The 14,272-nt window shown below is 29.6% G+C and carries 12 protein-coding genes and 1 pseudogene; 12 read left to right on the top strand and 1 reads right to left on the bottom strand.

Going from position 1 to position 14,272, the window contains the following annotated elements; all coding sequences use genetic code 11:
* From SULYE_RS01340 to SULYE_RS01290, 11 genes and pseudogenes are all read left to right on the top strand, one after another.
* On the top strand, positions 1–593 hold a 593-nt coding region (locus SULYE_RS01340), incomplete at its 5' end, for a Holliday junction DNA helicase RuvB C-terminal domain-containing protein (RefSeq protein WP_007545741.1).
* Positions 580–1,299 carry a DNA/RNA nuclease SfsA gene (gene sfsA / locus SULYE_RS01335; RefSeq protein WP_007545740.1) on the top strand — a complete coding sequence of 240 codons (720 nt, stop codon included), beginning with the start codon at positions 580–582 and terminating at the stop codon, positions 1,297–1,299. The genes SULYE_RS01340 and sfsA, both read left to right, overlap by 14 nt.
* A pseudogene (locus SULYE_RS08710) lies at positions 1,269–1,888 on the top strand (trimeric intracellular cation channel family protein). The gene sfsA and the pseudogene SULYE_RS08710 overlap by 31 nt, the downstream one beginning before the upstream one ends.
* Positions 1,864–2,760 (top strand): peptide chain release factor N(5)-glutamine methyltransferase, encoded by an 897-nt coding sequence (prmC, locus tag SULYE_RS01325; protein ID WP_232178531.1) that lies wholly within the window; start codon positions 1,864–1,866, stop codon positions 2,758–2,760. The pseudogene SULYE_RS08710 and the gene prmC overlap by 25 nt, the downstream one beginning before the upstream one ends.
* Positions 2,761–2,972: 212 nt before the next feature.
* The gene (gene murA, locus SULYE_RS01320) at positions 2,973–4,265 is read left to right on the top strand and encodes a UDP-N-acetylglucosamine 1-carboxyvinyltransferase (protein ID WP_007545732.1); all 1,293 of its coding nucleotides are present in this window, start codon (positions 2,973–2,975) and stop codon (positions 4,263–4,265) included.
* Between the two features lie 107 nt (positions 4,266–4,372).
* Positions 4,373–5,407, top strand: coding sequence for an RAMP superfamily CRISPR-associated protein (locus SULYE_RS01315; protein ID WP_007545731.1), 1,035 nt, complete (start codon positions 4,373–4,375; stop codon positions 5,405–5,407).
* Complete coding sequence (locus SULYE_RS01310; RefSeq protein ID WP_007545729.1) at positions 5,394–6,632, top strand: RAMP superfamily CRISPR-associated protein; 1,239 nt, start codon at positions 5,394–5,396, stop codon at positions 6,630–6,632. The genes SULYE_RS01315 and SULYE_RS01310 overlap by 14 nt, the downstream gene beginning before the upstream one ends.
* Positions 6,626–9,967 carry a CRISPR-associated protein Csx11 gene (locus SULYE_RS01305; RefSeq protein ID WP_007545727.1) on the top strand — a complete coding sequence of 1,114 codons (3,342 nt, stop codon included), beginning with the start codon at positions 6,626–6,628 and terminating at the stop codon, positions 9,965–9,967. Before SULYE_RS01310 ends, SULYE_RS01305 begins: the two co-directional genes overlap by 7 nt.
* A 1-nt stretch (position 9,968) precedes the next feature.
* The gene (locus SULYE_RS01300) at positions 9,969–11,093 is read left to right on the top strand and encodes an RAMP superfamily CRISPR-associated protein (RefSeq protein WP_007545725.1); all 1,125 of its coding nucleotides are present in this window, start codon (positions 9,969–9,971) and stop codon (positions 11,091–11,093) included.
* A 23-nt stretch (positions 11,094–11,116) separates the two neighbouring features.
* On the top strand, positions 11,117–11,680 hold the full coding sequence (locus SULYE_RS01295; protein WP_007545723.1) for a hypothetical protein: 564 nt from the start codon (positions 11,117–11,119) through the stop codon (positions 11,678–11,680).
* Positions 11,655–12,578 (top strand): hypothetical protein, encoded by a 924-nt coding sequence (locus tag SULYE_RS01290; RefSeq protein ID WP_007545721.1) that lies wholly within the window; start codon positions 11,655–11,657, stop codon positions 12,576–12,578. The genes SULYE_RS01295 and SULYE_RS01290 overlap by 26 nt, the downstream gene beginning before the upstream one ends.
* 28 nt (positions 12,579–12,606) lie before the next feature.
* Here SULYE_RS01290 and SULYE_RS01285 read toward each other — a convergent pair whose 3' ends face one another.
* Positions 12,607–13,587: an SDR family NAD(P)-dependent oxidoreductase gene (locus SULYE_RS01285; protein ID WP_007545719.1), complete on the bottom strand. Its 981-nt coding sequence runs from the start codon at positions 13,585–13,587 to the stop codon at positions 12,607–12,609.
* Positions 13,588–13,646: 59 nt separating this feature from the next.
* On the opposite strand from SULYE_RS01285, the gene SULYE_RS01280 reads away from it, so the two are divergent.
* On the top strand, positions 13,647–14,272 hold a 626-nt coding region (locus SULYE_RS01280; RefSeq protein WP_007545717.1), incomplete at its 3' end, for a dihydroorotate dehydrogenase.

Raw genomic sequence — 14,272 nt, 5'->3', positions numbered from 1 at the left:
CTAACAGGAAGGCAAGGTCTGCCAAAGCTATAAGATTAGACATTAATAAATTTACACTGATTGGAGCTACTACAAGAATAGGCATGTTATCAACGCCTTTAATCTCTCGTTTTGGAATAATTTTAAATCTTGATTTTTATGATGAGAAGTCTTTAAAAGAAATCATTTTAAGGTCTGCAAAAATTTTAAACATAAACATTACAGAAGAAGGTGCTTTAGAGATTGCCAAACACTCAAAAGGAACTCCAAGGATCGCAAACAAACTTTTAAAAAGAGTTTATGATTATGCTGTTATTCACAAAAAAGATGTTATAGATAGAGAAACAGCCTTTGACGCACTGAGATTTTTATCCATCGGTAAAGATGGAATAGATGGACTGTCTTTAAAATATCTAAAATCTTTGGTTTATCAGTTTAACGGGGGTCCTGTTGGCTTAAACACAATATCTTTTGCAATATCAGAAGACAAAAGAACGATAGAAGAAGTAATTGAGCCCTATCTTCTTAAGCTTGGATTTATAAAAAGAACGGCAAAAGGAAGAGTTGCATTACCTACGGCGGTTGAGTATTTAGAAAATTATGAAAATACTTGATAAATCAGAGTTTCCATCTTTAAGAAAAGCTAAGTTTATAGAGAGATTAAATAGATTTGTTGGACTGATTGAAATTGATGGAAATATTACAAAATGTCATATTGCAGATACAGGAAGGCTAAAAGAAATCCTTACAAAAGGAAGAGAGATTTTAGTTATTAAAAATAAAGCAGAAAACAAAACAAATTATAAGTTAATTTCTGCAAAGATGGAAGAGGGCTACATTCTACTAAATACTTCTTTCCATTCCAAAATAGCAGAAAAAATTATAGAAAAAGGATATCTTGGCTTTAAACCTCAAAAGATAAAAAAAGAGGTTTTGTATCAAGACAGTAGAATAGATTTTCTCATTGATGATAATTTTTATATAGAAGTCAAAGGCTGCAATCTTAAAAAAGGAAAACTCTGCCTATTTCCTGATGCACCAACATTAAGAGGAGCGAAACATATAAAACATCTGATAGATTTAAAAAATAAAGGTTATGAAGCAGGTATTATGATAATTGCATTTAGAGATTGTGAAGAATTTCTGCCAAATTATGAAACAGACATAGAGTTTAGTAAATACTTTTTAAAAGCGTTAGAAGTTGGAGTAAAATTTTTAGGCTACAAAGTAAGGTTTGATGAAGAATTTAACATTGTGTTAAATGGTAGTTTAAACCTGAGCGAGGAAATATGGAGTTTGCAAAAGAAATTTTCTTCATAATGAACATTATAGGACTCGTAGCCTTTGCTGTAACCGGTTCTTTGAAGGCAATAAAAGAAGGTTTAGACCTGCTTGGAATTACTGTTTTAGGTGTTATGACTGCACTTGGTGGTGGAATTACGAGAGATTTGCTTATAAATACAATTCCAAATGCTTTAAAATCCATCACAGATATGAGCGTGCACTTTTTGGAGTTTGGGTTGCTATTGTGATGTATAAAGTTGTTAAAGGTGATATTTCAAACAAATACTACATTTTAATTCGTGATGCAATTGGTCTGTCGGCTTTTACTACTACGGGAGCAATCATTGCATACAACGCTGATGTATCTTTTTTTGGAATTATTATTCTTGCTACACTTACAGGTGTAGGTGGTGGTGTAATTAGTGATTTACTTCTTGGAAAAGTTCCGTCTGTACTGAGAGATGATTTTTATGCAAGTTGTAGCATAATAGGGTCAATTGGATTTTACATATCTATGGTTTTGACATCTGATTTAACAGTAGCATCTATTGTTTGTAGTTTACTTGTTCTGATGTTTAGAATCGTAGCTATTCTCTATGATTGGAAACTTCCAAAATTTCAATGAAGTTAAAACAGCTTTTTAGCAAAATAACAGAAATCTTTAAAGAATCAAAAATAGAAAATCCGGCAAGTGAAGCATCAATACTTATTTCTAAAATTCTTGATCTTCCAAAACATTACATTATTTCATATCCGGATTTGGAGATATCGGAAGAAGATGCAAAAAAATTAGTAGTTTTATCTGAAAAAAGAGCTTCAGGCTATCCTATGGCATACCTTACAAAAAGCAAAGAATTCTTTGGACTTGATTTTTACATAGAAGAAGGTATCTTAATTCCAAGACCGGAGACAGAGATTTTAGTAGAGAAAGTTATTGAAAAGTTGCAAAACGCTAAAGGAGAATTAATCGGATTAGAAGTTGGCATAGGTAGTGGCTGTATTTCTGTTAGTTTGTTAAAAAATATAAAAAACTTGAAAATCATAGGAATTGATATCTCAGAAAAAGCTTTAGAAATTACAGAAAAAAACGCTGAAATTCATGGAGTTTTAGACAGGTTAAAACTTTTTAAGTTTGATATCATGAATGAAAAAATGAATTCTTTAAACCTTCCAAAGCTTGATTTTGTAGTTTCTAATCCACCATACATAAAAGAAGAAGATTATCAAAAACTTCAAAAAGAAGTAAAAAAAGAGCCAAAAGAAGCTTTAATTTCCGGTAAAGAAGGAACAGAATTTTACGAAAAGATAGTGAATTCTTTAAAAGATTTTCTAAAAGAAGATGGTTTTTTTGCTTTTGAAGTTGGAATAGGTCAAGCTGAAAAGGTAAAGCAAATTTTAGAAGATAACGGATATAAAAATATAGAAATCTATAAAGATTTAGCCGGAATTGATAGAGTTATTATCGCAAGTAAGAGGTTTAAAAGAATAGGTGATTAAAGATTGGATAGAGAAATTGCTTATAAAAACCAACATCGTCATTCTGAGTGTCAGCGAAGAATCTCATATTTTCCTTTTCAAGTCAAAAAATTAAAAAAGAGATCCTTCGGACTTCGTCCTCAGGATGACACAGAAAGGTGAGCTTACAAAAATTTTGAAACACTCTCATTAGATAGATGATAAAAAACCTGCTAAAATAAAGGAGAAGAATCATGTTAAAGGAAGATGTTAAGTTGAGGGAAGTATTAATTATAGAAGGTGGAAATAGACTAGAGGGTGTATTAGAAGTTTCTGGAGCTAAAAATGCCGCACTTCCTAACATGGCTGCAACCATCCTAACATCTGATGAAGTGATAATAGAAAACCTTCCAGACCTTTTAGATATAGATACAATGAAAAAGCTTTTGCTAGAATTAGGAACAGAAATAAATCACATAAAAGATAAAACATACAGTTTTAAACTTGCTACTCCAAAATCTTACACCGCTCCATACGATTTAGTAAATAAGATGAGGGCATCTATCCTTGTACTGGGTCCAATGCTTGCAAGGTTTGGATATGCAGAAGTTGCTTTGCCAGGTGGATGTTCTATCGGAGCAAGACCGGTTGATTTACATCTAAAAGCATTAGAAAAAATGGGAGCCCAGATAAAAATAGAGCATGGATATATAAAAGCCTATGCACCAAAAGGCTTAAAGGGAGCTCATATTTTCTTTGACAAAATAACAGTTACAGGAACAGAAAATATTTTAATGGCTGCATCTTTAGCAGAAGGTCAGACAATTATAGAAAACGCAGCATTGGAGCCGGAGGTTGTAGACCTTGCCGTTATGCTTAAAAAAATGGGAGCAGATATTACAGGTGAAGGAACTAATAGAATTGTTATAAACGGCGTAAAAGAACTTCACGGAACTTATCATAAAGTAATTCCGGATAGAATTGAAGCCGGAACTTTTTTAGTATTAGCTGCACTGACAGATGGAAAAATAATAATCAAAAACTATCCAAGTCAATATTTAGAGTACGTGGAAGAAATTTCAAATAAAATCGGCATACATATTGTAAAGCTTTCAGATAACGAAGTTTTAATTAAAAGAGAAGAAAAATTAAGACCTGTAAATATAGAGACAAAAGAATATCCGCTATTTCCAACAGACCTTCAAGCTCAGTTTATGACTCTACTTTGTTTTGCTGATGGAATATCTGAGATTACAGAAAATATTTTTGAAAATAGATTTATGCATGTTCCGGAGTTAAACAGACTTGGAGCAGATATTGAGATAAAAGGAAAAACTGCAATTATTAGACCTGTTAAGAAATTTACAGGAGCAGAAGTAAAAGCAACAGATTTAAGAGCAAGTGCTGCAATGGTAATTGCTGGCTTGGTAGCAGAAGGAGAAACAAAAATATTTAGCATCTATCATTTAGACAGAGGTTATGAACATATAGATGATAAATTAATCAACATCGGTGCTAAGATAAGAAGGGAAATTGTGGAGGAGTAAGGTAAAGAATTAAGATTGTCAGCTCTTTTTTTTAAATGTCTAAATAGTATAAATCAGTATAATTTGACTTATTGACTTTCTTAAAAGCAAAGGAGAGGGGTTTTAAAATGGCTAATAATAAGATTAAAGTTATTTTTGAAACAATTACACCATTACATACCGGTGATGCGTGGCAAGAATCCAAAGAAATAAGACCTTCGTCTTTAATTGGGAGCTTAAGATTTTGGTTTGAGGTTATTTGTTATTTTGGGGGTATTTGTTTAGAAAAAGACTATGATAAAAAAAAGGGTAGATTTGAAAAGGATATAAAAAACAATGAAATTAAGAAAAGATTATTAAAGCATGGTACTGATTTTTGGGGTCAAATTGAAGCTTTAAAAGAGCTTGAAATTCCTTTGTCGGCGATAATTTTTGGAACAACTGGCTGGAAAAGTTTGATTGAGATTAAGAAGATAGACTTTAATGATGAAAATTTTGAAGAAGTAGAAAATACAAGAATCATAGATGGTAAAAATTGGTTTTGGAAAAAAATAGAATACAATGGTGAATTGACAGTAGCCTTTAAAGTTCCTGAAGAAATAAAAGAAACTATCTTTTTTCCTTTACTTAATTTTATGGATAAATATGGCTATTGGGGTGGTGGTTGGAATGTTGGTTATGGTAGATTGAAGGTTAAAGAAATAGAAATTAATGATCAATTGATAGAAAGAACCGATTGGCAAAAAGATAAATTTGATTTTTCAAAATTTGGTAAAAATGAAATAAGCGTAAATGACATTGAAACTGTAAGTTTTAAAAATTTAATTAGAAATTTAATAAGTAATAATATAGATAAAATAACAAAAATACTTCTTACGAAAAAAGTTAAGAAAATTCAAATTGAAGATTTAAATATTAAGGAAGCTATTCAAAAATTGATTGAAATGAAAGCTAAATTAAGAAAAAAATATAAACAAGAAGCACAAAATGAAAATAATGAAATAAGGCGGCGACATGAAATTTTTGGGTATTTAAAGCCAACAGAAGGTTCTAAAATTTTACCTTACATTAATAGATTAGATGAAAGCACTTATGAATGTGGCTTACTTTCTATAGCTGCAATTTTAAACTTATATCAGGAGCCGAAAAATGAGCAACATTAAAACATTTGAAGCTTTACAGGAAATAGATAAAGATCTTAAAAAATTAAGAACTATAAATGAATATATAGTTTTTTGTGAATATACTTTCAAGCCTAAAAATTATGAAAAAGTTTTACAATATAATCTGAATAGAGAAGGATTAATAAAAGACTTTCCATTTCTAAAAGATAATTTTGACGTAGATTTTCTAAAAAAAGGCCAAGTAAAAAATCTAGATACCACAAAAGACTTTCCTTTAGCTTTTCTAAAAGAAAAAATATTAAAAAAGAATAATAAAAAATTTAGTTTTAATATATCACAAATCCAAAAAATTTCTGGAATTATAGCTGATAAAAACAATATAAAAGACCTTAAAGATCTTATAGAAAAGCTTTCTAAATATTCATTTGCTGTTTGGATTAAGTTTGAATTACTTGGACCGTATTTTTCAAGAGATGATGATGAATTTTATATTATTCAAAATCCTATTATAAAAGAAACCGTCTTTAAAGTTCCTATGGTTAGGGGTTCATCTTGGAAAGGTGCTTTAGCTGGAGCATTTAAAAGATTATTAAATAATAGTGATAACAGCGAAAAATCTAAAATAATTGAAAGCTACCTTAGAATTTTTGGAGCTGGGTCAGAGAGTATTAAGGAAATCGAAAACTATTTAAAAGAAAAGTCAAACAGTTTAGAAGATTTCAAGGATAATATTTTAGAGTTTATGCTATTTGAATTAGGAATGAAAGTTAAAAAAGAAGATATAGATGAGATTAGAAATGAAAAAAATGAATTAAAGCTTATACAAAAACTAGGAAGTAAAATTTCTAACAAGCTTGAAAAATCTCAATCAAACTTACCAATAGAATTTCAAACCCACAAAGGAAGGGCAATATTTTATCCAACATACTTTGAAAGAATTTCTTTAGAGATTATTAATCCACACAATAGAAGAAAAAGAGCCGGAACGGTTCCAATCCATTACGAAGTTGTGCCAAGTGGAACAGAAGGAATTTTGCAAATTGTTTATATTCCTTTTGATGGGGTTTTAAAAAAAGATGATGAATTAAAAAAAGAAGTAGAGCAAGATTTAAAGTGGCTGTGTGAAGCTATCAAGAATTTAAAAGATGAAGGCATTGGAGCTAAAACAAAGCTTGGTTGGGGAAGATTTAAGATAAAAGAAAAATGTTTTTGCTTAAAAGAAAATGAAATTTTTCAAATATGCGAGGGTTGGGAAAAATGTTAAATTTAAAGAATTTAGTAGATTATAAAGATGAAATCTTAAAGGCTGAGATTTTTTCATATTTTGCTTTATATAAAAAAATAAAAGCTGGTGGAGGACCTAATAAAGTAAATCAAGCTGAAATCTTTGAAAATTTAAAAAATATAACAGATTTTGATACTAAAAAATATTTAGAAGATATGACCAAAGATATTAAAATAAATATTCTAGAAAAAGATCTTAAAGCATGGAATAATTTTTTGGAAAATCCAAGAGAATGGAGAAAGCGAACTGATATAGTATATTTACTTCAAGTCCTTTATGGAATAAGTGAAAGTCTAAATTCTGGTATTGATAAAGGTTCTCCGAATAAAGAAGCCAAAGTAGAACCAAAAGATAAAAAATGGATTTCTAATGCTTTTGGAGGTTATAAAAAAGAAATAATTTATTTGTCAAACTCACCTTATGAGATTAAGTACTTAATTGAAAATATTGAGAATAAGTTCAATATGATTGATTTTAATAATATATCTTTTGAAAATTATTACAATTTTAGGAATGCTTTATATAGTTTATTTTCAAATCTTTTATCTGATGATAGATATCCTATAAATGATATTACTCTCTGGGATCAAGCTTATATGTCAACATCTATGTTTAAAGCCAGTTTAGCTAATTACATTTTAACCAATGATCAAATAAACAGCTTACCTGAAAGGACATCTGTTAAATGGAGAATTCTTGGAATTCAATACGATAAACTCGGATTGGCTGAAAAAGGCTTTAAACCTGCTCATATTGATTGGTATAGAAATATATCAAAAGAAATTGATGATGAAATTAAAAAGATTTTAGAACTTAAATATCCTATTGGTAATGAAGTTTACAGAGATGAAACGGGCATATATTTCATTGTTGGAGAAGATTTAGGAAAAGATTTAGAAGATAATAAGAGCAATTTAGCTATCTTGAAAGATGATTTAAAAGAAATAAAAGAAGAAATATTACAAATCTTTGAAAAAAAGTCTTTGGATGAGTTTTATCCGGCTATATTTTTAACAAAAGCTTCGAGAGGTTTGATGAACCTTACCTATCTCTTAGAAAGTGCAAGGGAAAACTTTTTAAAGGCAGATTGGAGTAAGAAAGAATCAGATATTCGTCTTGAAAATTCAGAAAGTGAAAGGGCAAAAGGTATTTGTCAGATTTGCAAGCAAAGGTTGGTTTTTGAAAGCGATAAAAGAGATGAAGATAAAAATGTTTGTGAAACTTGTTATAAAGAAAAAACAAAAGGTAGAGTAGATAAATGGGTAGAAAATACAGCGGACAAGACAATTTGGACAGCTGAGTTAAAAGATAAAAATGATAGATTAGCTCTCGTAGTAATGAAATTTGAATTAATGGATTGGTTAAATGGGGATTTGCTAAGTAGTATGTTGATAAGGAAGGAAGATTTCTTTACAAAAAATAGTGTCATTATGTCATTAATAAATAAATATAAAGAATTATCTGACACAGGATTAAATTTGTTAGTTAAAGAAATAAAAAATAATAATTATAAAGATATAATAGAAAAATTTATAGATTTATTTGATGAGGGCATTCAAGAAATTCTCAAAGATATTCTTGATGGTTTAAAAAAATTAAGCACTGTTTTGACACAAGATAAAGATGAGCTAAAAAGCACATTTTGGGAAAGTATAGATTTAATTTTAAGCTCAATAAATAAAAATAAAAACGATTGGATAAATGCTTTACAAGAGTTCGCTAATGGCGAAGAAATAAAATTTAAAAATAATAAAATTACCAATTTCCAAAAATTCAAAGAAAATCAAGATTTTGTAAATTTTATAAAGCTCTCGTTTGCTTTTGGGTTTACAATGATGCAAATTTATAATGTCCTTTTTGAACGCTCAATCGGTGATAGATGGGAAAAATTTATTTATAAAGCATTAGGAGATTGGGATGAACAAAATAAAAAACCATTAAAAAATAAAATAGATTTTGAAAATAGAAAAATTAATTGGGAAAAGCTTGACGAAAAAGATATAGACTTTTTAGCTACTATTTTACTCCAATTTTTACTTAGAAAAAACCCATCACCTGCAAGAATTAGAAGAATTTGGGAAAGCACACAAGAATTTTTCAAAGAGATAGAAGAAAAATTACTGGATGTGGCAAATATTCCAAATAGCAGAAGAATTAGGCTTTATTGGGAATGGAAAAATGAGGATATAAACTATGAAGGAGAAGCTGTCTATAATAATTTAGAGTTTTGGATAGAAAAGAAAAAATGCTATTTAATTACTTACGACCCTGAACTAATAGAAAAGAAACTTAAAGGTGAGAACAAAGAATTAACACTAAAACTTGAAAATGATGAAACAGTTAATTTAAAACTGCAAGATGCAAAAACAGAATACTACAAACCTTATATGTCTATCATAGACCCAACACCTATAAGCTGGCAGTTTATTATTCCAGCAGAATATGTTCAAAATCTTATTAAAAACACCCAAACCCTTTATGATGAGTATTTTAAATATGTTTACGGAAAATTACCACTTCACATTGGAGTAATCATTCAAGATTATAAACAACCTTTATATGTTGGAATAAATGCATTAAGGAAAATTAGAAGAGATGTTAAAGGTAGAGAAAAATTATGGGAAAAAATAGAGGTTAAAGATTTTAAAAAAATATTCAATGACAAACTAAAAGAGGAAAAAACAGAAGAGAAAGAAAATCAAGATAAAAATAACTCTAATAATCCTAAAGAATATTATTCTTTATACTTTGGAGATTTAAGCAATGAAGATTATAAATTTTACATTTCTCCTAAGGATGATAAAGAATATCTGCTTAAAAGTATAGATAAACTTCAAGCTGATGAAAAAATCAAATACATACCAAACACGTTTGACTTTGAATTTTTAGACACAAGCATAAGAAGAAACGATATTTATTATGAAGAGTCCGAAAATTGTAAGAGAAAAGCAGATTTAAAAGTTAATAGACCATACAATATAGAAAAGCATTTTAATACATTTGAAAAATTCAAAGAAGCATTTAAAGAAGGGTCAAGCTCATCAAAATTACACAACATTATCAATATATTCTATGAAAAAGCGTCAGCAGAAGAAGAATTAGACGATGGAACTAAAAAGTTTTTAGCATCAGTTATTATTAATACACTTGAACCAGAAAAATCAGAAAAAGTTAAAACCTTTATTCAAAATTGGCTTGGCTTTGAAGATAAAGATTTAACTCATCAAGAAATAGAAAAGTCAATATCAAAGGAAAAAATAAAAATGTTTATAGATATGTTTGAATTTTGGCATAAAGCTTTAAAGGAGGTTTAAAATGAGCGATTTTGTAAAAAATTATCAAGTTTTTGCAATAACAACAGACCCAGTGTATATAGGAACAGGTGGATATACCATAGGTAGAGTAGATAATACTATCGTTAGAGACCCAATAACAAAAGTTCCAAAAATACCCGGCTCCAGCCTTGCTGGTGTATGGAGATATTATATTGTATTGGAGATGTTTAGCAAGATTAAAGATGATTATAGAAATATAGCAAATAGAAAAGATGATAATGGCACATATAAGAAAGTCAGTGAAATATTCATTGATAGTAGTCCTGGGTGGATAACTGACTATGAAAATAATAAGTATATTAGACTTAAATGTGCTGGGCAAGATGATGAACCTAATAAGATATTAGATGAGTCCAGAGAAAGTAAAACAGGACACTGTGGACATTGTTTAGTCTGTAAAGGATTTGGCTTTTCAAAAAAAGATATAAGCTGGCAAGGAATGATCTATTTCAGTGATTTAAATATTTTGTTTTTCCCTGTTTTTACTATGTATGGGACAAGGTGGATAACAACGGTAGAAAAGTTAAAAGAGGCTGGATTAAATAGTAATAATAGTAGTCCAGCTGGAAATAAAGTTTTAACTAAAAATGGAAACGAAGGGCATATAAATCTTGGCTGGCTTTACTTAGAAGTTGACAAACAACAACATTCTGTAAGCTTAAACAATAATATCCAATTTGGAAACTTTCAATTAAACGATAAAGATATAGTTATTGTCCCAGACAATCTATTTTCTCAGATAGTAAATTCAAATCTTGAAATTAGAACATCTGTATCAATAGACCCAATTACTGGAGCGGCAAAGGAAGGAGCTTTATTTACATCAGAGGCAATCCCAAGAGGAACTATTTTATACGGAAACATCAGAATTTTTGATAAGAAGAGTTTTGTAGGTATTGATAATAAGCTTGAACCATTGCCATCTATTGATGAGTTAGAATGTGCATTAAAAGAATCTAATCATTTCTTTGAAACTCTTGGTATTGGTGGAATGACTACAAGAGGATTTGGAAGATTAAAAATTCAGATTGAAGAAATAAAAAATAAGAATTGTGATAAAACTTCTCCATCTCCCAGTGGGTCAGGTTCTCAAAATAACCAATAGAAAAATATCTAAGGAGGTCAATAATGAATTTAGAATCAAAAATTTATAAACTATCCTTTGAGCTTTCGGAAAAATTTGAAGAAAATGAGCTAAATAAACTTCTTGGAGTTCTTGCCAGTGATGGTGTTTATGCAATGTGGGTATATGCAAAAGATAAATTTGAATGTAAATTTTCTAAAAATGAAGAAGAAATGAAAAAACAGAAGTGTTTTAGACTTCTGGAAATAATTAGTAATTTAAGCGAGTTTTCTTCTAAAAAATTAGATTATAATGAAGTCTTAAAAGAAATTGCAAAATCAACAGATGATATAGATAAATTAAACCAAAAATTAAAAGAAAAGAGAAGCAATAAAGGAAATAAAAATGAAGAAGAAATAAAAGAAAAAATAAAAGAAGAGATAAAAAAAGAAGAGAAAAAGAGGAACCAAATTCTTAATAAATACTTCCAAGACCTCGCACAAGACTTGAATAAACTTCTCTTTATGAAAGAACTTTTAGAAAAAGTTTTAATTTATGCCATATACCATGCAAAGGCTAAGGGAGATAAAAATGGAGAAGAAAATGGAGAAAAAAATAAAATGGTATAAACTTGTATTTAAACAAAATCAGCCTATTCATATTGGTTCTACAAAATGGGGCATTGTAAACAAAACCGAGATTTTTATTCCCGGATGGACAATGTGGGGAGCTTTAACAATAACATTTAACCAGTATTCAAAAGAAAGTAAATTAAGCGGTAATCAAGAACTTTTTGAGACTATCACTTGTTTTTATCCGTCTTTTTATGAAAATAAAAACAATAAACTTAAACTCAATATTCTATTTCCTAATTATAAAAATGGTTTACTTTATCTTGGAGAATACTCAGAAGATAAGTTTAGATATGAATTTACCGATACCTTTGTCTCTACTGCTATAATTCCAGGACTTAGAAGTGCTAAAGAAGAAAGCTTACACGAAATAGAAGTTTTATTACCTCAAAGTAAAAAAGAAATCAAAGAAGAAAATAAAAAAGAAAGTAAAAAAGAAAAAAAGCAGTTATATTGGGTTGGAATTTTGGGTATTAAAGATGATCTGCCTGATTTCATTAAAAATGATCTGTCCGATTTCCTTAAAAAAGGTCTAAATATCTATATAGGTGGAGATGTAAAATATGGCTTTGGAGAGCTTGAATTAGTCTATGATAGAGAGATTGAATCAAAAGATAATGATGAGCTTAAGAATGAGCTTAAGAATTGGAATATTGACGAATATGGATGTCTAACTTTAGATGACAATAAGAATATAAAACAATTTCTTGAATTTTCGCCAGAGATTAAATTTGAAGGAGAACTTAAGCTTCTTGCAGAATTTGATTTTACAAAAAACATTCCTGAGATTAAAAACGTAAGCTATTTTATAAACATAGGCAGTAAAATAAATAGCAAAATACCTAATCTGTCGTTTAAACTTGTTAAGGGCAAATTTGAAAAAGTTTGTTTATGAATAACTAAAGTTAAAAAAACTCCGTGCTTTACTCATTTCCAACTTCTACATCTTTAAGCCAATCTCTATTTTCTAAATACCAATCAACAGTCTTTTTAATACCCTCTTCAAAGCTTACATTTGGCTCCCAGCCAAGAAGATTTTTAGCCTTTGTAATATCAGCCCAAGTTTCTTTTAAATCTGCTTTATGAAAAGGTCTATAATCAATAACAGCCTTTTTACCAAGATGTGCTTCAATGGTTTCAATAACTCTTTTTAAACTTATAGGATTTTTGCCACCACCAAGATTTATAATCTCATAGCCAAGCTCTTTAGTTGCTAAAATAGTGCCTCTTGCAATATCATCAACGTATGTAAAATCTCTTGATTGAGAACCATCACCGTATAAAATAATTGGCTTTCCTTCATCAATCCATTTTATAAATCTAAAAATGCTCATATCAGGTCTGCCGGCTGGACCATAAACTGTAAAATACCTTACAACTGATACGTCAATTCCATAAAGATAGTGATAAGTATAAGCCATCACTTCTGCAGCTTTTTTTGATGCAGCATAAGGAGATATCGGTGTATTTACAGGCAGGTCTTCTTTAAATGGCATTGGTTGTCCAGCATACAATGAAGAGGTAGAAGCAAGGACAAACTTTTTAACGCTGTATTTTTTCATCAATTCAAGTAAATTTAATGTACCGTTTGCGTTTGTTGTCATATAAACATAAGGGTTTATCATGCTGTATCTTACGCCAGCCCTTGCTGCTAAATTAATCACTACATCAAATTTATAATCATTAAAAAGAATCTCTAAAGCTTGAAGATTTTCAATATCAACTGGATAAAATTTAAAATTCTCATACTTCTCAAGGTCTTTTTTTCTGTGCTCTTTTAATCTTACATCGTAGTAGTTGTTTAGATTGTCTACGCCAATAACTTTATAACCTTCTTTTAATAAAAATTCAGCAGTTTTCCAACCAATAAAACCTGCTGCACCTGTAAGTAGTACTGTCTTCATTTGCTACTCCATATTTTTTAGTGTAAGATATTATTTTACCATCTAACTGAGGTTAGCTCATGAATAAACTCAAACATACACTTTTTGGCTTAGAATTTAAAAATCCTGTATGGACAGCTTCAGGAACTTTTAGCTATGGTCTTGAAGTTGCAAAAATATACGATTTATCATTGCTTGGTGCTATAGTGGTTAAAGGATTATCATTAAAGCCAAGAAAGGGAAATATGCCGGAGAGAATTGTAGAAACGCCTGCTGGAATGTTGAATTCAATTGGTCTTCAAAATCCGGGAGTTGACTATTTTATAAATGAAACACTTCCTAAATTAAAAGAATACGACACTAAAATATTTGCTAATGTTTTTGGAGAAGATGAAGATGAATATCTTGCAGTAGCAGAAAGGCTTGATAAAGCGGATGGAGTACATGGACTTGAGTTAAACGTATCTTGTCCGAACGTCAAAAAAGGCGGAATTGCATTTGGAACAGACCCGGAGGTTTTATATAATCTTGTTTATAAAATGAAGAAAATTACAAAAAAACCACTTCTTGTTAAATTAAGTCCAAATGTTAGCAATATTCTTGATACTGCTGATGCTTGTGTATCTGCAGGAGCTGATGGTCTGGTGCTTATAAATACACTTCTTGGCGTTGCTATAGATGTAGAAAGAGAAAACCAATTTTTGTC

Origin of the sequence: Sulfurihydrogenibium yellowstonense SS-5, from assembly GCF_000173615.1 — a bacterium.
Classification (GTDB): Bacteria; Aquificota; Aquificia; order Aquificales; family Hydrogenothermaceae; genus Sulfurihydrogenibium; species Sulfurihydrogenibium yellowstonense.
Note: the sequence above shows the minus strand (reverse complement) of the source record. Positions and strands in the feature narration are given on the sequence as shown.

Excerpts from the sequence above, each read along its gene's own strand:
- sfsA (WP_007545740.1), top strand. The coding sequence starts at position 580 with ATGAAAATACTTGATAAATCAGAGTTTCCATCTTTAAGAAAAGCTAAG.
- murA (WP_007545732.1), top strand. The coding sequence starts at position 2,973 with ATGTTAAAGGAAGATGTTAAGTTGAGGGAAGTATTAATTATAGAAGGT.
- SULYE_RS01315 (WP_007545731.1), top strand. The coding sequence starts at position 4,373 with ATGGCTAATAATAAGATTAAAGTTATTTTTGAAACAATTACACCATTA.
- SULYE_RS01310 (WP_007545729.1), top strand. The coding sequence starts at position 5,394 with ATGAGCAACATTAAAACATTTGAAGCTTTACAGGAAATAGATAAAGAT.
- SULYE_RS01305 (WP_007545727.1), top strand. The coding sequence starts at position 6,626 with ATGTTAAATTTAAAGAATTTAGTAGATTATAAAGATGAAATCTTAAAG.
- SULYE_RS01300 (WP_007545725.1), top strand. The coding sequence starts at position 9,969 with ATGAGCGATTTTGTAAAAAATTATCAAGTTTTTGCAATAACAACAGAC.
- SULYE_RS01295 (WP_007545723.1), top strand. The coding sequence starts at position 11,117 with ATGAATTTAGAATCAAAAATTTATAAACTATCCTTTGAGCTTTCGGAA.
- SULYE_RS01290 (WP_007545721.1), top strand. The coding sequence starts at position 11,655 with ATGGAGAAAAAAATAAAATGGTATAAACTTGTATTTAAACAAAATCAG.
- SULYE_RS01285 (WP_007545719.1), bottom strand. The coding sequence starts at position 13,587 with ATGAAGACAGTACTACTTACAGGTGCAGCAGGTTTTATTGGTTGGAAA.